This is a genomic window from Variovorax boronicumulans (assembly GCF_030812215.1).
Taxonomy (GTDB): Bacteria; Pseudomonadota; Gammaproteobacteria; order Burkholderiales; family Burkholderiaceae_C; genus Variovorax; species Variovorax boronicumulans_C.
Genome location: NZ_JAUSSG010000001.1, coordinates 530,091 through 548,271, shown reverse-complemented (window position 1 = coordinate 548,271; position 18,181 = coordinate 530,091). Strand labels below are relative to the sequence as shown.

General features: G+C 66.6%; 18 protein-coding genes. 14 read left to right on the top strand and 4 right to left on the bottom strand.

Features of this window, described 5'->3' with window-relative positions:
* Window positions 1-11 precede the first annotated feature (11 nt).
* Window positions 12-1,049: a Gfo/Idh/MocA family oxidoreductase gene (locus J2W23_RS02505; protein ID WP_176658210.1), complete on the top strand. Its 1,038-nt coding sequence runs from the start codon at window positions 12-14 to the stop codon at window positions 1,047-1,049.
* 46 nt (window positions 1,050-1,095) lie between these two features.
* Window positions 1,096-1,971: a MurR/RpiR family transcriptional regulator gene (locus J2W23_RS02500; protein WP_176658209.1), complete on the top strand. Its 876-nt coding sequence runs from the start codon at window positions 1,096-1,098 to the stop codon at window positions 1,969-1,971.
* A 49-nt stretch (window positions 1,972-2,020) separates the two neighbouring features.
* Here the strand turns inward: J2W23_RS02500 and J2W23_RS02495 are convergent, their stop codons facing one another.
* Window positions 2,021-2,452: a GNAT family N-acetyltransferase gene (locus J2W23_RS02495; RefSeq protein WP_307647561.1), complete on the bottom strand. Its 432-nt coding sequence runs from the start codon at window positions 2,450-2,452 to the stop codon at window positions 2,021-2,023.
* 140 nt (window positions 2,453-2,592) lie between these two features.
* On the opposite strand from J2W23_RS02495, the gene J2W23_RS02490 reads away from it, so the two are divergent.
* The 10 genes from J2W23_RS02490 to J2W23_RS02445 all read left to right on the top strand — a co-directional run bounded on the left by J2W23_RS02490 (window position 2,593) and on the right by J2W23_RS02445 (window position 14,801).
* Window positions 2,593-3,009, top strand: a complete 417-nt coding sequence (locus tag J2W23_RS02490; RefSeq protein WP_176658207.1) for a YjfI family protein — start codon at window positions 2,593-2,595, stop codon at window positions 3,007-3,009.
* A 12-nt stretch (window positions 3,010-3,021) separates the two neighbouring features.
* Window positions 3,022-3,735 (top strand): PspA/IM30 family protein, encoded by a 714-nt coding sequence (locus J2W23_RS02485; protein WP_176658206.1) that lies wholly within the window; start codon window positions 3,022-3,024, stop codon window positions 3,733-3,735.
* On the top strand, window positions 3,732-4,091 hold the full coding sequence (locus J2W23_RS02480; RefSeq protein ID WP_176658205.1) for a hypothetical protein: 360 nt from the start codon (window positions 3,732-3,734) through the stop codon (window positions 4,089-4,091). Before J2W23_RS02485 ends, J2W23_RS02480 begins: the two co-directional genes overlap by 4 nt.
* Before the next feature lie 34 nt (window positions 4,092-4,125).
* Complete coding sequence (locus J2W23_RS02475) at window positions 4,126-4,770, top strand: ubiquinone biosynthesis protein (RefSeq protein ID WP_307647560.1); 645 nt, start codon at window positions 4,126-4,128, stop codon at window positions 4,768-4,770.
* A gap of 52 nt (window positions 4,771-4,822) precedes the next feature.
* The gene (locus J2W23_RS02470; RefSeq protein ID WP_176658203.1) at window positions 4,823-7,009 is read left to right on the top strand and encodes a hypothetical protein; all 2,187 of its coding nucleotides are present in this window, start codon (window positions 4,823-4,825) and stop codon (window positions 7,007-7,009) included.
* Window positions 7,006-7,551: a zf-TFIIB domain-containing protein gene (locus J2W23_RS02465; RefSeq protein ID WP_176658202.1), complete on the top strand. Its 546-nt coding sequence runs from the start codon at window positions 7,006-7,008 to the stop codon at window positions 7,549-7,551. The genes J2W23_RS02470 and J2W23_RS02465 overlap by 4 nt, the downstream gene beginning before the upstream one ends.
* Window positions 7,552-7,563: 12 nt before the next feature.
* Entirely contained in the window at window positions 7,564-12,828 is a 5,265-nt protein-coding gene (locus tag J2W23_RS02460; protein WP_307647559.1) for a DNA repair ATPase, read from the top strand.
* Window positions 12,828-13,526 (top strand): phospholipase D-like domain-containing protein, encoded by a 699-nt coding sequence (locus J2W23_RS02455; RefSeq protein WP_307647558.1) that lies wholly within the window; start codon window positions 12,828-12,830, stop codon window positions 13,524-13,526. Before J2W23_RS02460 ends, J2W23_RS02455 begins: the two co-directional genes overlap by 1 nt.
* The gene (locus J2W23_RS02450) at window positions 13,526-14,299 is read left to right on the top strand and encodes a hypothetical protein (protein ID WP_307647557.1); all 774 of its coding nucleotides are present in this window, start codon (window positions 13,526-13,528) and stop codon (window positions 14,297-14,299) included. The genes J2W23_RS02455 and J2W23_RS02450 overlap by 1 nt, the downstream gene beginning before the upstream one ends.
* Before the next feature lie 121 nt (window positions 14,300-14,420).
* Window positions 14,421-14,801, top strand: a complete 381-nt coding sequence (locus J2W23_RS02445; RefSeq protein ID WP_176658198.1) for a VOC family protein — start codon at window positions 14,421-14,423, stop codon at window positions 14,799-14,801.
* 29 nt (window positions 14,802-14,830) lie between these two features.
* On the opposite strand, the gene J2W23_RS02440 is transcribed toward J2W23_RS02445, so the two are convergent.
* The 3 genes from J2W23_RS02440 to J2W23_RS02430 form a co-directional block, all read right to left on the bottom strand.
* A complete protein-coding gene (locus J2W23_RS02440) occupies window positions 14,831-14,977 on the bottom strand; it encodes a hypothetical protein (protein ID WP_176658197.1) in 147 nt (48 codons plus the stop codon).
* 123 nt (window positions 14,978-15,100) lie between these two features.
* Window positions 15,101-15,874 (bottom strand): alpha/beta fold hydrolase, encoded by a 774-nt coding sequence (locus J2W23_RS02435; protein ID WP_307647556.1) that lies wholly within the window; start codon window positions 15,872-15,874, stop codon window positions 15,101-15,103.
* 177 nt (window positions 15,875-16,051) lie between these two features.
* The gene (locus tag J2W23_RS02430) at window positions 16,052-16,618 is read right to left on the bottom strand and encodes a LuxR C-terminal-related transcriptional regulator (RefSeq protein ID WP_013540815.1); all 567 of its coding nucleotides are present in this window, start codon (window positions 16,616-16,618) and stop codon (window positions 16,052-16,054) included.
* A 105-nt stretch (window positions 16,619-16,723) separates the two neighbouring features.
* Here J2W23_RS02430 and J2W23_RS02425 point away from each other — a divergent pair, with 105 nt between their 5' ends.
* Window positions 16,724-17,530, top strand: coding sequence for a CoA transferase subunit A (locus J2W23_RS02425; RefSeq protein WP_176658195.1), 807 nt, complete (start codon window positions 16,724-16,726; stop codon window positions 17,528-17,530).
* A gap of 1 nt (window position 17,531) precedes the next feature.
* On the top strand, window positions 17,532-18,170 hold the full coding sequence (locus J2W23_RS02420) for a 3-oxoacid CoA-transferase subunit B (protein ID WP_176658194.1): 639 nt from the start codon (window positions 17,532-17,534) through the stop codon (window positions 18,168-18,170).
* The last annotated feature ends 11 nt before the right edge of the window (window positions 18,171-18,181 follow it).

Here is an 18,181-nt window from a genome sequence, read left to right as displayed (position 1 = left end):
GGGACACCTCGATGAGCAACACCACCTCCCGCACACCCCCGCTTCGCATCGGCATCGCCGGCCTCGGCCGGCTCGGGCGCCGCCACGCCGAGAACCTCGCCTTCCGCATCCGCAACGCGCGGCTGGTCTGGGCCTGCAGCCCCGTTCCTTCGGAGCTCGAAGAAGCCCGCACCGAACTGGGCATCGAGCAGACCACGAGCGACTTCGACCGCATGATCCATGCACCGGATGTCGATGCGATCGTGCTGGTCACACCCACCGCGCTGCATGCCGAGCAGACCATCGCGGCGCTCGAGGCGGGCAAGCACGTCTTTGTCGAGAAGCCGCTGGCGCTCGACGTCGCCGACTGCGAGCGCGTCGAAGCCGTGGCCGCGCGCCATCCGGACCGCGTGGCCATGGTCGGCTTCGTGCGCCGGTTCGATGCCAGCTACCGCCGCGCGCACGACGACATGCGCCAGGGCGCCATCGGCCGGCCCTTTCTCGTGCGCTCGCAGACCTGCGACATGAACGATCCCTCGGGCTTCTTCGTGCGGTACGCGGCGCAGTCCGGCGGCATCTTCATGGACTGCAGCGTGCATGACATCGACCTGGCGCGCTGGATGCTAGGCAACCCGCGCGCGGTGCGCGCCTTCGCCACCGGCACCATCGCCATGCATCCCGGCCTCGCCGAGCATGCGGACGTGGACAACGGCCTGGCCATGGTGGATTTCGAAGGCGGCGGGCGTGCGGTGTTCTACGCCTCGCGCACTTTTGCGCATGGCCATGAAACACAGACCGAGGTGATCGGCACCGGCGGCAAGCTCCTGATCGGCCACGGTGCCGAGCGCGACCGCGTGGTCACCAGCGACAGCCACGGCGTGCGGCACGCCTCGACGGCCGACTTCTTCGAGCGCTTCGGCGATGCCTTCGTGCACGAGATGAACGCCTTCGTCGCCGCCTGCCGCGGCGAAGCGGCGCTGGACCTCACGCTGTCGGATGCCACCGAGGCCACGCGCATCGGCCTGGCCATCACCAAGTCGCTGCGCAGCGGCCAGGTCGAGATGCTTTGAGCGCGGGAGACAGGCGAGCGGTGGATGCACTTGGTATCCTGACCTCATGACCACTGCAGCCCCTTCCGCAACTTCCGTCGAGCAGTTTCTCAAGGCCCTGGAAAGCGAATACAAGGACCTGAGCAAGCAGCTGAAGCTGATCGGAAAGTACATCGAGGCGCACCACGGCCGCCTCGGCCTCGAAGGCATCCAGGACGTGGCGGCCGCCTGCGGCGTGCAGCCTTCGGCCGTCGTGCGCTTTGCCAAGCACTTCGGCTTCTCGGGGTTCACCGAGATGCAGAAGCTGTTTCGCGAAGCCATCGCCCAGCAACTGGCGCCAGACCGCAACTACCAGGCGCGCATCCGTGACGTGATCCAGACGGGTGCACCGCTGATCAGCGTCGACATCGCGCAGGAGTTCCTCAAGGGCAGCATCGGCGGCATCCAAGAGCTCATCGACACCCTCGCGCAAAGCGACCTGGACAAGGCGGTCGAACTGCTGGCCGAGGCGGAATCGATCTGGCTTCTCGGCATGCGCCGTTCGTTCCCGGTTGCGGCCTATTTGGACTACGCGCTGCAGCACACCGACAAGCGCATCCAGCTGGTCGACGGACTGGGCGGCATGCAGGAAGGCCAGCTGCGGTCGCTGCGCCAGGGCGATGTGCTGCTGGCGGTTTCGTTTCCGCCTTATGCGCCGGAGACGCTGGACGTCTTGCGCAGCGCACAGGTGCGCGGGGCTCGCATCATCGCGATCACCGACAGCCGCTTGAGCCCGTTGTCGGAACTTGCCCAGGCTGCACTGTTCGTGCAGGAGAGCACCACCTTCGGGTTTCGCTCGCTCACCAGCACGATCGGCTTGGCGCAGAGCCTCTTCATCGCGCTGGCCTACCGCCTGGAATTGAACCGGGGACCGGATGGGGAGCGTACGGGGGAAGGGCACTGACGCTGGCCCGGTCGAGACGGCGTTGTTTTTACAGACGACGCGAGCTGCTTCAGAGCTTCTTCTTCATCGAGGCGAGATAGAAGCCTTTGACATAGTCGTCGATGCGCCCGTATTCCTCGTAACCCTGCTTGATGTAGAAGCCTCGCGCCTGCCATTCGAAGGTTTCGAGCGCGGCGCTGTGCGCGCCCAGGTTCCTGGCGCGCGCCTCGGCTTCGGCAAGCACGCGCGTGCCCAGTCCTTGTCCACGCGCGGCCTCCGCGATCCAGAGGACATCGATGCGCAGCCAATACAGGAAGACGTAGCCGCGCAATCCTCCGACCAGTTCTCCATTCGCGCCCTTGGCGTTGAGCCATACCGGCTGCGACTCGGGGTACTCGCCGACGAAGCCGTAGTTGAACTGACGCAGGTGCCGGCCGAGCACGCCGCTTCGGACCTCTTCCTGCGTGGCGGTCGTGATGACAGGGGAGGTGGGGCTGCGCATCGGCGGATTCTATGAAGCACGCCAGTGCCGAAAGTCATGGGTCGGCGAAAAGAAAATTTTTGACATGTTATGTCGGCACACCTATAGTGAATCCATCGAAGCACCGCTCGCTTCCAACGGTTTCAACCACAAGGAGAGGTATGCAATCACTGCTCGATCAACTCAGAGGCCTCGATGCGCTGGCCGGCGCCGCAATGGGTGGGCTGCCGGTGCAGCTGCAACCCATTCCGGGCAGCACGCCCGTGGTCCAGGTGAGCATCGAGGGGCGCGACGAGCTGCCTATCTTTATTACCAGTTCCGACATGCAGATCATCTGCATCTGCTATCTCTGGACCGAAGACGAAGTGAAGCCCGAGCGCCGCACCGAGCTGCTCGAATCGCTGCTCGACCTCAACCCGTCCGTGCCCCTGTCGTCTTTCGGCCGCGTCGATGGCCGCTACGTGCTCACCGGTGCACTGGGGCGCAATGCGAGCGTGGAAGACGTCGCACGCGAAGTGGCCGTGCTCAGCGACAACGCACTCGATGCGCTCGACGCCCTGTCCGAATTCCTGAATTAAGCGGAGATCCACATGACCGTCATCAAGAAGCTTGTCACCCTGCTGCGCGGCAGCGCGCGCGAAATCGGCGAGAGCGTGGTCGACAGCAATGCCACGCGCATCTACGAGCAGGAAATCATCGACGCCAAGCACAGCATCGAGAAGGCCAAGGGCGACCTCACCGGCGTGATGGCCAAGGAGATGCAATCGGCCCGCGAGATCGAGCGCCTGAAGAACGAGATCGCGCGCTACGAAGGCCTTGCGGTGGAAGCGCTCAACAAGACGCAGGAAGGCCTCGCGCTCGACGTGGCGGCCAAGGTCGGCACCATCGAGCAGGAGCTCGAAGAGCAGGCCAAGGCCCATGCCTCCTACGCGCTGCAGGTCTCCAAGCTCAAGGAGCTGATCAAGTCGGCCGAGGCGCGCATCCGCGAGCACGAGCGCGAGATCGGCATCGCCAAGACCACCGAGAGCGTCTATCGCGCCACGCAGTCGATCTCCGAGAACATCGGCAGCGGCGGCTCGCGACTGGCCAATGCGCGTGAATCGCTCGAACGCATCCGCGCCCGCCATGAAGACCTGGCCGACCGCATGACCGCCAGCCAGGCGCTCGAGAACGAACTGGGCCACCAGGCGCTCGAGAAGAAGCTGGCCGCCGCGGGCATCGGCAGCGACGCCGACCGCACCGGCAAGGTGATGGAACGCATCCGCGCCCGCCAGGCCAACCCGGGCGGACCGGCTTCCGAATGAACGTGCGGGTCAAGCCGGTTCGCTGGCAAGGCTCGGATGAGGCGATACGCGCCGTCCAGGTGGCGTTCGACGTGGAGGAGGCCGTGCTGGAGGCGGTGCGTACCGCGGCTTTCGAGCAGCATGTGTCCACCTCCGACCAGATTCGCCAGGTGCTGGGGCTGGCGACCACGTCGAAGCCGAAGCGGCCGCGCCTGACGGTCTCGCTCAGTGGGGCGGACTATGAATTCCTGGCAAGGCGCTACGGCCTTGCCGCCGACGACCGCCTGGCCATCAAGGAGAGGGCCACGCGCGACCTGATCGCATTTGCAAGCAGTGGAAAGAAGGGCGCCGGCACAGGGAAGCCGGGCCGCAAGTAGAACAACGAACAACAACCCGCACGCGGGAGGATCAATGGGCAATTTCATGGATGCGGTGGTGGGCTACCCCACCGCGATCTACACGGTGCTGTTGGGCGTCGTGGTGATCTATTGGGTGCTTGCGGTGCTCGGCATGGTCGACATCGAAGGCAGCGGGATCGATGTCGACGTGCAGACCCATGCCGACGGCGACACGAGCGACGTCGGCCAGCTCGCGAGCTATGTCGTGGCCTTCGGCCTCAACGGCGTGCCGTTCTCGGTGGCCGTGAGCCTGCTGGTGCTCGTGGCATGGACCGTCTCCTGCCTGGGCGGCGAGTGGCTGCTGCCGCTGGTGCCGACGATGCTGCTCAAGCTCGTGGCCGGTACGGTGCTGTTCGTTGCCAGCGCGGCCATCGCCATTCCCGTCACCGCGGTCGCGATCCGGCCGCTCCGGGGCCTGTTCGTGAGCCACACGGCCGTGAGCAACGCGGCGCTGGTCGGCCAGGCCTGCCGCGTCGTCACCGGCGTGGTGAACGAGAAGGACGGCCGTGCCGAAATTTCGCGCCGCGGCGCCAGCCTGAACATCCGCGTCTGGGCGCCCACGCCCAACACCCTCAAGCGCGGCTCGCACGCGCTGATCCTCGAATACGACGAGGTGGCAGGCCGCTACCTCATCGCGGCGCACGAAGACATCGTCTGATCACGCGCACCCCTTACTGTTCGTCCGCTCTCAAAGCAATTCTGGAGAAAAAATGGAGCCCATCATCTTTGCCGTGGTCATATTGGCCGTCGTCATCCTCGGCCTGTTCGCGATGTTCGCCAAGTTCTATCGCAAGATCGAACAGGGCCACGCACTCATCGTGAACACGCTGCGCGCCGAGCCCGAGGTGACCTTCACCGGGCGGATGGTCTACCCGATCATCCACAAGGCCGAGCTGATGGACATCTCGGTCAAGACCATCGAGATCGACCGTTCGGGCAACGAAGGCCTCATCTGCCGCGACAACATCCGCGCGGACATCAAGGTGAAGTTCTTTGTGCGCGTCAACAAGACCGCCGACGACGTGCTCAAGGTGGCGCAGGGCATCGGCTGCGCGCGGGCCTCCAACCACGAGACGCTCGAAGAGCTGTTCTCCGCCAAATTCTCCGAGGCGCTCAAGACCGTAGGCAAGTCGATGGACTTCGTCGACCTTTATCAGGCGCGCGACGGCTTCCGCGACCAGATCATCAGCCAGATCGGCAACGATCTCTCGGGCTACGTGCTCGAAGACGCCGCCATCGACTACCTCGAGCAGACGCCGCTGTCGGAGCTGGACGCCAACAACATCCTCGATGCGCAGGGCATCAAGAAGATCACCGAACTCACGGCGGTCGAGCATGTGCGCACCAACGAGCTGCGCCGCAACGAGGAAATGCAGATCAAGAAGAAGAACGTCGAGACGCAGGAAGCGCTGCTCGAACTCGAACGCCAGCAGGCCGACGCCACCGCGCGCCAGCAGCGCGAAATTGCCAGCGTGCGCGCTCGCGAGGAAGCCGAGACCTCCAAGATCCAGTCCGAAGAGCGCACCAAGTCCGAAACCGCGCGCCTGATGGCCGAGCAATCCGTCTCGGTGCAGCAGGAGAACGTGCAGCGCGAAAAGGAAGTGGCCGAGAACAACCGCAAGCGCGCGGTGGCCATCGAGGAAGAAAAGGTCACGCGTGCCCGCGACCTCGAGATCGTCGACCGCGAGAAGGAAGTGACGCTGCAGCGCATCGAGAAGGACAAGGCCGTCGAAGTGCAGAAGAAGGCGATTGCCGACGTGATCCGCGAGCGCATCGTGGTCGAGCGCACCGTCGCCGAGCAGGAAGAAGCGATCAAGGAACTGCGTGTGGTGGCCGAGGCCGAGCGCACCAAGAAGTCGGTCGTGATCATGGCCGAGGGCCAGGCCGACGAGAAGATGGTGATCGACGTGAAGGCCGCCGAAACCCAGGAAAAGCGCGCCCGTCACAAGGCGGCCGAAGAACTGACGCTGGCCGATGCCAAGCTCAAGGTGGCCGAGCGCGACGCCGAATCGAAGAAGCGCGAAGCCGAGGGCATGGAAGCCCTCTCCGCCGCGCCGGGCCTCGCCGCCGCCAAGGTCGAGATCGCCACCGCGCAGGCGCGCCTGGCCACTTTCGAGGCCGAAGCGTCGGGCAAGGAAAAGCTGGGTCTCGCCGACGTGCACGTGCGCCAGGCCGATGCCGATGCGATCCTCAAGGCCGGCCAGGCCGACGCGCAGGTCATCGAAGCCCGCTCGCAGGCCGAAGCCGCGGGCATGCGCGCCAAGTTCGACGCCGAAGCCTCCGGCAAGGAAAAGCTCGGCCTCGCCGACGTGAACGTGCGCACAGCCGATGCCGAGGCCACGCTCAAGTCCGGCCAGGCCGATGCGCAGGTGATCGAAGCCCGCTTCAACGCCGAGGCCAAGGGCCTGCACGAGAAGTTCGAGGCCATGAAGTCGATGAGCCCCGAAACCCGCGACCACGAAGAGTTCCGCATGCGCCTGGAGAAGTCGCACATCGAGACCCTCAAGGGCATCGATGCGCAGACTTCCATCGCCAAGGAACAGGCCGATGTGCTGGGCACCGCGCTCGCCAACGCCAAGATCGACATCGTGGGCGGTTCGGGCGACTACTTCGACAGCTTCGTGCGCTCGCTCTCGGTGGGCAAGGGCATCGACGGCGTCATTTCCAAGAGCCAGGCCGTGCAGGTCGCCTTCAAGGACCAGCTCTCGGGCGAACGTGACGTGGTGAAGGACCTGCGCGACATCGTCGGCGCACTGGGCCATTCCTCGGGCGAGATCCAGAACCTCAGCGTCGCCTCGCTGATGAGCCGCATTGCCACCGACGGCACCGAGACCCAGAAGTCGGCGCTGCAGAACCTGATCTCCACCTTCCGTCCATTGAACGGGAACGCGCAATGAACCCGAACCTGAAGTGCAGCTGCACCGGCCACGCGTCGATGCAGCCCGTGGCCCTGGCCGAAGCGCTGCTGGGCGTGCAATGCGGCGATTGCCAGGGCATGGTGATGGCCATGGACGACTGGCGCGCCTGGAAGGCCGCCGACCCCAAGCGCGTGCCGCATGCGGTCGACGACGAAGTCATCGAGGTGTTCGACATCGCGGCCGTGCGGCACTGCCCCGAGTGCGACCGGCTGATGCAGCGCCTGCGGGTGAGCGCCGGCCCCGATTTCCGCATCGACCGCTGCGTGGCCTGCCAGAACCTGTGGTTCGATGCGGGCGAGTGGCGCGCCATCGTGAGCCGCGGCCTCGCGGGCCGGCTCGACGAACTGCTGTCCGACGGATGGCAGCGGCGCCTGCAGACCGAGGAGGTGCGCGAAGCCCGCCTCGTCGCGCTGCGCCGCCGCTACGGCGACGACTGCATCGACGAGTTGGACCGCATCCGCGCCTGGCTCGACACCCAGCCTCACCGCGACGAACTGCTCGCACTGTTGCGCGCGGACTGACCGCGCCGATCCATGCAATCCACCGAAGAAACGGGGGCGCCGCCCGGCGCCCAGGTCTCGACCGATCAGGTCGACCAGACCGAAGCACTGGTGTCGGGCAGCGGCAGCTACGACCTGCTGAAGAAGCGGCTCGAAACCCAGGGCGAGGGCCTGCTCAGGAAGACGCAGGCGCTCAACGAGCAGCGACTGGCCGAGTTCGGCCGTTCCGACCAGGCCCTGATCCTGCGCACCCGCGCGCGCACCGAGAACAACGCCGTGGCGCGCGACATCGTGCGCATCGGCGACCTGCTCTTGTTCGGCTACAACGTCTTCATCGGTCTTCGCAAAGAGACGGCCGTGGGCGACGTGTTCGGCCTCTACCGGCTCGCGACGCCGGGCGAAGCCGCCACAGAGAACGACGAGCTGCAGCCCGTGCCGCTGGCGGGCACTTTCCTCGAAGACACGCGCTTCGTCTCCGACTTCCGCGAGCTCTACGCCTATTACAAGCAGGCCACGCTGCTGCAGCTGCGCGTGACGCAGGACAAGCTGCTCGCCTCGTTCCAGATCGGCCAGCAGCTGCACGACGTGCGCGTGTTCCGCTGGGCCATCGAGCGCGACGGCGGCATCCACTACATCGACAACCGCGGCGAGCGCGACATTGCCTTGCCTGCGAGCCACGATTTCGAGTGGACTGTTGCCACGCGCGAAGACCACGTGGGCGGCAAGCATCCGCATGTGAACGTGCTGGACACGGTGTTTGTCGAAACGCTGGGCGGCGACCTCACGATCAAGATCGAGAACAACACCGAGACGGGCCTGGGCATCTACAGCGAACCGGTGGAGGACAAGAGCCAGTCGCTCACCGATGCCGAGATCGCCTGGGCCAAGCTGGGCATGCTGATCCTCTTGCGTGTGAAGCCCTACCGCGAGCAGGTCACGCGCTACCTGGTGTTCAACATCCGCACGCAGCAGGTCGAGCGCATCGACGCCATCGGCGGCTCCTGCGTGCAGCTGCCTGAAGACCACGGCATCATTTTTCCGGGCGGCTATTACCTGCAGTCGGGCGAATACAAGCGCTTCGACCTGCCGGCCGAGGTGGTGGAGAACCTGCGCTTCAAGCGCATGCTGCGCTCGCCCAACGGCGAAGACGTGGCCTACGTTTTCTACGATCCGAAGCCGGGGCGTTACGCGCTCTTCAACTACAACCTGATCGACAAGAAGCTCGCCACGCCGATCATCGCCAACGGCTACGCGCGTTTTGCGGACGGCCGCATCCTGGTGTTCCACGACAACGACGGCGAGCCGACGCGCGTGCACCCGATGCAGCTGTGGCAGACGCCGTTCGCCAGCGAAGAGCATGTGAGCGCGCAGCCGCCCGCCACCGGCTTCTTCGGCAAGATCGGCAACGCCGAGCTGGTGCGCGGCGTGAGCGACCTCATGGGCATCGCCCGCGCGGTGCGCGAACAGGCGCCCACGCGCGCTGCCTACGAAGACCTGATCCGCCAATGCACCCGCGTGAGCGACGCCTACTTCTGGCTCGATGCGCCCGAAGCGGCTGGCCTCATGGCCGAGCTGCGCAGCATCGCCGATGTGGCGCGCAGCACGCTCGCCGAATTCGAGAAGGTCGACACCATCCGGCGCGAAACCTCGCGCGCGCTGGCGCGGGCCGAAGACGCGCAGCATGCGCTGCTGGTCGACATCGCCAGCACCATCTGGCGCGCGCCCGACGATTTCGTGAAGGCGCTCGGGCGCCTGCGCGAGCGGCGCGGCGCGCTGCAGATGCTCAAGGAGCTGCGTTATGCCGACCTGCCGCGCATCGCCGCCATGGACGCCGCGCTCGAAGTCGAGCAGCAGCGCATCGGCGAGCGCGCCATGCAGTTCCTGGCGGCCGACACGGCTTTCAACGGCCAGCGCCAGGCGCTCGACAAGCTCGCGCTCGATTTGCCCAACCTGGCTACGTCGCCCGCGCTCGGGCAAATGCTCACGACGCTCGACGAGCAAGCCGCGGGCCTCGATCTGCTGACCGAGCAGCTGGGGAGCCTTCCGGGCGGCGATGCGGTGATCCGCACTTCCATCCTCGACCGCATCTCGCTGATCTACGCCGACATCAACCGCATGCGCGCCGATGCGCGTGCGCGGCGCAAGTCGCTGGGCGCGACCGAGGCGCGCGCGGAGTTCGGTGCGCAGTTCAAGCTCTTCAGCCAGGCGGTGGAAAACGCGCTGGAGTTCGCCGACACGCCCGAGAAATGCGACGACGCGCTCACGCGTCTCCTGGCCCAGCTCGAGGAAATCGAAGGCCGCTTCGCCGAGCAGGAAGACTTTCTCGCCGACATCGCCGAGAAGCGCGAGACCGTGTACGAGGCGCTTTCCGCCCGCCGGCAGAGCCTGGTGGAAGCCCGACAGCGCCGCGCGCAGGGCGTGGTGGACGCGGCTGGCCGCATCCTCGACGGCATTCCGCGTCGCATCGTGCAGTTCGGCGACTTGACGCAGGTGCACAGCTACTTCGCGGCCGACCCGATGATCGGCAAGCTGCACACGCTGATCGCCGAGCTGCGCACGCTGGGCGCCGCGGTGCCGGCCGATGAACTCGACACGCGCCTGAAGACCGCGCGCGACCAGGCCCTGCGCTCCATCCGCGACAAGCGCGAGCTGGTGAGCGAGGGCGGCGATACGCTGCGCCTGGGCCGCCACGCCTTCACCGTGCACCGCCAGCCGGTCGACCTGACGCTGGTGGCCCGTGACGAAGGCATGGCCTACCAAGTGACGGGCACCGACTACCAGAGCCCGGTGGACGAACCCCGGCTGCTGCCGCTGCAACGCTACTGGAACCAGTCGCTGGTGTCGGAGACGCCGGAGCTCTCGCGCGCCGAGTACCTTGCCGGCCGCCTGCTGGAAGCGCTGCTCGACGGCAAGGCCGAGCGCACGTGGGCCGAGGTGCTGACGCTGCTGGCCGAAGACCCGTTGCATCCGCAACTGCTCGACATGGTTCGCCGCTTTGCCGCGGCGCGGTACCAGGAGGGCTACCAGAAGGGCATTCATGACGACGACGCCCTGCGCCTTCTCGGCGCGCTAGTCGCGATGCAGGACCAGGCCGGGCTTCTGGCCTGGGGGCCGACCGAGCGCGCGCTGGCATTGTTGTACTGGCAGCACGGTCACCTGATCGCGCACCGCGAATCGATGCTGCGCCGCGCACGGGCCGCGATGCAGATGCAGACCCTGTTCGGCCGGCGCGATGCGCTGGAACAGCTCGAAGCCGACACCGCCCGTGCCCTGAACCATTTCGCGCACGACGTGGTGCCCGACATGCTGCCGCTCGCGCAGGACGCGAACGAAGAAGAGCGCGAGGCTCACCGAGGCCGCATCTCCACGCTGTGCGACCAGGCCGCCGCGTACCTCGTGCGCGAGCTGGCCGGCGAGCGCGGCGGCGAAACCTGGGCCGTCTCGGGCGCGGGCGAAGACCTGGCGGCCGCGCTGCTGCGCGAACTGGAGCGCGGCGGCCGGCGCGACGCCTGGCAACACGATCTCGATGCCGCACCGCCGGCAGAGCGCTGGCGCCTCGCGCGCGACTGGGTGCGCGCCTATGCCGTGCACCAGGCGCCGCAATCGGTCGACTGGGTGGACGACGCAGCCAGCGTGCTGGCCATTCCGCTGCAGCGCACGCGGGTCAACGCGGCGCTCGACCGCACGGTGGAGGGTTTGCGCGGCGAGCATCCGCGCGTGGCGGAAGGCCGCATCACGCTGAACCTCAACGACTTCTGGCGTCGCTTCCTGTTCCACACCATGCACGCCGTGCCGGGCTACGAGGCGCTGCACAGCTTGCGCCACGAACTGCTCGAACGCGAGAAGGCGCGACTCAAGCTCGGCCAGTTCCAGGCCAAGCCGCTCTCGACCTTCGTTCGCAACCAGCTGATCGACGAGCTGTACCTGCCCATCATTGGTGACAACCTCGCCAAGCAGATCGGCTCGGCGGGCGAGGGCAGCCGCACCGACCGCATGGGTCTCTTGCTGCTGATCTCGCCGCCCGGCTACGGCAAGACGACGTTGATGGAATACGTGGCCGACCGGCTCGGCCTCATCTTCGTGCGCATCAACTGCCCGGCGCTCGGCCACGGCGTGACCGCCATCGACCCGGCCAACGCGCCCAACAGCGCGGCCCGGCAGGAGCTGGAAAAGCTCAACCTCGGCCTTGCGATGGGCAGCAACGTGATGCTGTACCTGGACGACATCCAGCACACGAGCCCCGAGTTCCTGCAGAAGTTCATCGCACTGGCCGACGGCACGCGCCGCATCGAGGGCGTGTGGAACGGCGAGCCGCGCAGCTACGACATGCGCGGCAAGCGCTTCGCGATCGTGATGGCCGGGAACCCGTACACCGAGTCGGGCGACGTGTTCAAGATTCCGGACATGCTGGCCAACCGCGCCGACATCTACAACCTGGGCGATGTGCTCTCGGGCCGCGAGGCGGCGTTCGCGCTCTCCTACATCGAGAACAGCCTGACCTCCAACCCCACGCTGATGCCGCTCGCCTCGCGCGACCCGAAGGATGTGCAGTTGCTGGTGAAGATGGCGCAGGGCCACGACGTGCCGAGCAGCGCGCTTTCGCACGCGTACAGCGCGGTCGAGCTGGAGGAAATCAAGGCGCTGCTGCAGCGGCTGTTCCGGGCGCGTGACCTGCTGCTGAGGGTGAACCTCGCGTACATCGAATCGGCCGCGCAGCAGGAGAGCTACCGCACCGCGCCGCCCTTCAAGCTGCAGGGCAGCTACCGCAACATGACCAAGCTCGCGGGCAAGATCACGCCGCTGATGCGCGACGACGAGCTCGATGCGCTGCTGCGTGATCACTACCGCGGCGAGGCCCAGACGCTGACCACCGGCGCGGAAGAAAACCTGCTGCGGCTCGCGCAACTGCTGGGCAGCCCGACGCCGGAAGAAAGCGCGCGCTGGACGGCCATCTGCGAGGAGTTCGTGCGGCAGCGCAAGCTCGGCGGCGCCGACGTGGACGGCAGCCAACGCATCGCCAGCAGCATGCTCGACGTGGCGCGTGCGGTCGATGCGCTCAAGCCCGAGCCCAAGCCAATGGCCGAGGGGCCGAGCGAAAGCCAGCGCCTGGCCGACGCGATGCTGCAGATCGCGGTGACCTACCGCGAGCTGATCCTGCCGCTGGTGACCGCCACCGAGCGCCGGCTGGAGCTCGACCGGTCGATCAAGCAGGACATGGAGCGCCTCGCGGCAGAGGTGCACGCGACTCGCGCGGCACCCAGGCGCACGCCTTCGCCCAAACCAGACAAGGATCACTGATGTCCGCACTGCCCGAACTGCTCGCCCAGCTCGATGCCACCATGGCCGACGCGCGCCTGAGCGACGACGAGCGCCGCGTGCTGGTCCACACCCTGCGCGAAGCTTCGCCGCCCGAGGACGGACTGCGCCAGCTGCGCAACCGCGCCTTCGACCTCGTGCGTGCGCGCACCGCCGACCCCGAGCAGCTGTCGCTGCTCAAATGGCTCGAAGGCGTGGTGCGCGCGATCGACACCGGCCGCTCGCCCGATTCCGTCACAGTGAGTTCGCAGGCCTTCTTCAGCCCCGGCACGGCCTGCCTGCAGGCGATCAACCAGCAGCTGAAGGCTGCCAAGCGCTCGATCGACCTGTGCGTCTTCACGCTGTCGGACGACCGCATCACCGCCGAGGTGCTGGCCGCGCAGCGGCGCGGCGTGGCGGTGCGCTTCATTACCGACAACGACAAGGAATTCGACCGCGGCAGCGATGTCGGCCAGCTGCGCGCGGCGGGTATTCCGGTCGCGGTGGACCGCACCGAGGCGCACATGCACCACAAGTTCGCCATCTTCGACGGCGCACGGCTCATCAACGGCAGCTACAACTGGACCCGCAGCGCCTGCGAATACAACGAGGAGAACGTGATCCTCAGCAACGACCCTTCGCTCGTTCGCCGCTTCGCGGACGAATTCGACACCTTGTGGAAAGAACTGCAGGCCGACTGATGGCGAGACGAATCGACTACGACTGGGAGCTGCCTCCCGAGATGCAGCAGCGGCTGGGCGGCACCACCTACGGCGCGCAGCGCATCATCCATGAGCAGGGCCACCTGATGGTGATCCTGCACGAACCACCGGCTGGCAACGGCGCCGAGCGCAAGCCCGCGGTGTTCCTGCGCAAGCCCGACGGGGTGTGGCTGCACAAGGGCAACAATCCCGGCGAACGGGCGCTTGCCAAGCTGCTGGAGAGCTATCGCGCGGCATTCAGCACCTTCGAGATACGGCACCAGTCGGCGGAGACGGCCGAGGAGTTGTTCCAGATCCTCGGTCCGCTGATTCCGCTCACGCGCGCCGCGATGAACATGCAGGCCACGCTGCAGGCGGCCCGCGAAGCCGCCAAGGACGACCTGATGCTCATCGACCTGCGCGACCTGGCGGTCGAGATCACGCGCGGCATGGAACTGCTGCTGGCCGACACCCGCATGTCGCTGGACTACCGCCTCGCGCATGCGGCCGAGGCACAGGCGCGCGCGGGTATCGAGGTGAGCCGCGCGCAGCACAAGCTCAACACCATCGCCGCGCTCACCTTTCCGCTGATGGCCATCGGCGCCGCCTTCGGCATGAACCTGCACAGCGGCGCGGAGAACCTGCCGGCCTGGGTGTACTGGGTGATCTTCGCGGGCGGCATCTGCCTGGGCGTGATGCTGCGCGGCTGGGTCAAGGCGCCCGTTGCGCCGCCGGTCGTTGCAAGGCCCGCGTCCACGTTGAAGAAGAAATAGGGCGAGCAGGGCGGTTCGGCCTTCGTGATTCGCGAGGTCTCGCTGCCGAATGGGCACTTCTCTTCATTGCGATCTGCTTCTAGAGTCGGCTGCGTTCGCACAACGAGAAAGCCCCCCATCCATGATCGACCACCTGGATCACCTGGTGCTCACGACCGCCAACGAAGAGGCCTGCGTGCGCTTCTACGTCGACGCGCTGGGCATGACGCTGGAGACCTTCGGCGCCGGCCGCAAGGCCTTTCGCTTCGGTAATCAGAAAATCAACCTGCATGTCAAAGGGCACGAGTTCGAGCCGAAGGCCGACGTGCCCACGCCCGGTTCGCTCGACCTGTGCTTCATCGCGAGCGTGCCGCTCGAAGCGGTCATCGAGCGCCTGGGCGAGAAGGGCGTGCCGATCATCGAAGGGCCCGTCATGCGTACCGGCGCGACCTCGCGCATCCGCTCGGTCTATGTGCGCGATCCCGACCTGAACCTCATCGAGATTTCGGAACTCGCGCCCTGAAATCCGCACGCGATGAAAGCGCGCCTCGGCTACGCCTTGACGCCGAGCACCGACAGGATGATCGCCGCCAGCGTCAGGGTCACCGGCAGGCGGTGCGTGGCGATGGCGTGGACCTGGGCGACCGACAGCTTGGTTTGCTGAAGGAGGTTCTTTTCGGAATGAAGGGCTGTGGACATATCAACTACTCCTGAGTGGCTGCGAACGGCTTGTTCGCATGGGTTCAAAGATAGACCTCCGAATGGGGGGCGGCGCGGGGCTTTTGTCGACACGGCGTTTCCGTTTTCGCAACGATCCGCGGGTCACGGCCTGGAACTTCCCGCTGCCTCCAGGATCAGGTTGGCGATCCGGTCGGGGTGTGAAATCAGCGAGAGGTGGCTGGATTCGACCTCGATCGTCTTCGCCTTCATCCGCTTGGCGAGAAAGCGCTCCAGCTCGGGCGAAGTCGTGCGGTCCTGGGTCGACACGGCGTACCACGACGGCTTGGTGCGCCATGCGGCCTGCGTGGTGCGTGAGGCGAACAGCGTGTCGGAGATGCGGCCCTGCACCGCGTACAGGACACGCGCCCGGGCCGGGTCGAGATCGCCGGCGAAGTCGCGCAGGAACGCCTCTTCGCCCAACTGCGCAAAGCCATTCGCCTTGACCAGGCCGGCGGTGGCAGGCGGCGTGGGAAATTTCGCGGCGAGCGCGCCGTAGTCCTCGCCGGCATCGGGGGCACGCGCGGCCACGTAGACCAGCGCCGACACCCTGGGGTCGACACCGGCTTCGCTGATCACCGTGCCGGCCCACGAGTGGCCGACCAGCACGGTCGGGCCGTCCTGCAATGCCAGGATGCGCCGGGTGGCCTCCACGTCGTCGGCCAGCGAGGTCAGCGGGTTCTGCACCGCGGTGGCCTTCAGGCCCGCCTGCTGCAGCCGCCCGATCACGTCGGACCAGCACGAGCCATCGGCGTAGGCGCCATGCACCAGCACCACGTTGCGCGCGCCCGGCGCCAGCGTCTGCGCGAGGCCCCGCGTGGAGAGGGTGGATGCGGCAACGCCTGCGACGATGGCGGCGGAGAAAGAGCGGCGGTTCATGGGGCTGGGTCCTTGTGCGGGGCGTGGTGAAGGGGAGTCGATGTCCCGTACTCTCGGCGCCGCGCATTCCGCGCGAATTGCGTCCGGCCGGGCTTCACTGCAGATGAAGCGGGCGCGGATTACAGACGAAACATGAAGGCCGGACCCGTGGGTACGGCTCACGGCCCGGCACCGGACTTAGCCCGCAATGAGCTTCTGAACCAACTCCGCGGTGGTCGCCGCCGCGTACTTGCGCATCAGCCGCGCCCGGTGCAATTCGACCGTGCGGTGGCTGATGCCCAGCGCCTTGCCGATCTCCTTGGAGGTCAGCCCCTGCATCACCTGCGCGGCCACTTCGCGCTCGCGCGGCGTGAGCTCGGCCTTCACGGCGCGGCGCGAGCCCAGGTCCTCGAAGGTCCAGATGCCGGCCTCGTGCGGTGCCGCGCGGTTCATCGCATGGCCGGTGACGTGGCACCAGAAGGTCTCGCCGGCGATGGCGCCATGCAGGCCGCCCAAGCGTTTCATCATGCGGTTGTCGGCGTAGTGGCCGCTGGCGTTCAGAAAGGGTTCCATGCGCTTGCCGATGCGCTCGAACTCGGCCACGCTGGGGTAGAGGATGCTGAACGAATGCCCCACCAGCGCGGAGGGCGTTGCGCCGAAGATCTCGCACACGCGCAGGTTGCACGCCACGATGGTGCGGTTGCTCGAGACCACCATGCCGACGGGTGCATGTTCAAAAGCCAGCCGGTAATCGATCTCGGGCATCGGGGGTCACCATTACGAAATACTACGTATGCGGGTACGTAGTATCGTTGACGGCTTCCCACCCAATCACCCACCCACTCTTCACCATTCCATCAAGGAGCCCGAGTGAACAAGATTTATCCCTCCGCAGACGCGGCACTCAAGGGGGTCGTGGCCGACGGGCAGATGCTCGCGGTCGGCGGCTTCGGCCTGTGCGGCATTCCCGAAGCGCTGATCGAGGCGCTCAAGGACTCCGGCGCGCAGAACCTCACCGTCATCTCGAACAACGCGGGCGTCGACGGCTTCGGCCTCGGCAAGCTGCTCGAGACGCGCCAGATCAAGAAGATGATCGCGTCGTACGTCGGCGAGAACAAGGAGTTCGAGCGCCAGTACCTGGCAGGCGAACTGGCCCTCGAATTCACGCCGCAGGGCACGCTGGCCGAAAAGCTGCGCGCGGGCGGCGCCGGCATTCCGGCCTTCTTCACCAAGACCGGCGTGGGCACGCAAGTGGCCGAAGGCAAGGAACTGCGCGAATTCGACGGCGAGACCTACGTCATGGAACGCTCGCTGGTACCCGACGTGGCCCTGGTCAAGGCCGACGTGGCCGACAAGTCGGGCAACCTGCGCTTTCGCCTGACGGCGCGCAACTTCAACCCCGCGGCCGCGATGGCCGGCAAGATCTGCATCGTCGAGGTCGAAAAGATCGTCGAAGTGGGCGAACTGGCCCCTGACGACATCCACCTGCCGGGCATCTACGTGCACCGGATCGTGCTCAACAGCACCCCCGAGAAGCGCATCGAGAAGCGCACCGTGAGCGCCTCGGCGCCTGTCGATGCGGCCGCCGCCAAGGTCGAGGCCCAGACCGCCATCGCCCAGGCCGCCGCCGGCAGCGAAGTGCCCGCCAAGGTCGTCAACAAGAAAGAAGGAGCCTGAGATGCCCTGGACCCAAGACCAGATGGCGGCCCGTGCCGCCCAAGAACTCGAAGACGGCTTCTACGTCAACCTGGGCATCGGCATCCCGACGCTGGTGGCCAACCACACCGGCACCAAGGAAGTGTGGCTGCAGAGCGAGAACGGCATGCTCGGCATCGGCCCGTTCCCCACCGAGGACAGCGTCGACGCCGACCTTATCAACGCCGGCAAGCAGACCGTGACCACCATTCCCGGCTCGGCCATCTTCGGCAGCCACGACAGCTTCGCGATGATCCGCGGCGGCAAGATCAACCTGTCGATCCTGGGCGCGATGCAGGTGAGCACCCAGGGCGATCTGGCCAACTGGATGATCCCCGGCAAGATGGTCAAGGGCATGGGCGGTGCCATGGACCTCGTGGCGGGCGTCAAGCGCGTGATCGTGCTCATGGAACACGTGGCCAAAAAGAAGGACGGCACCGAGGACTTCAAGATCCTCGAGAAGTGCACGCTGCCGCTGACCGGCGTGGGCGTGGTCGACCGCATCATCACCGACCTCGCGGTGATGGACGTGGTGCCCGAAGGCCTGAAGGTGATCGAGCTCGCGCCCGGCGTGAGCTTCGATGCGCTGCAGGCGAAGACCGGTGCGAAGCTGATCCAGTAAGGTCAGCCGCC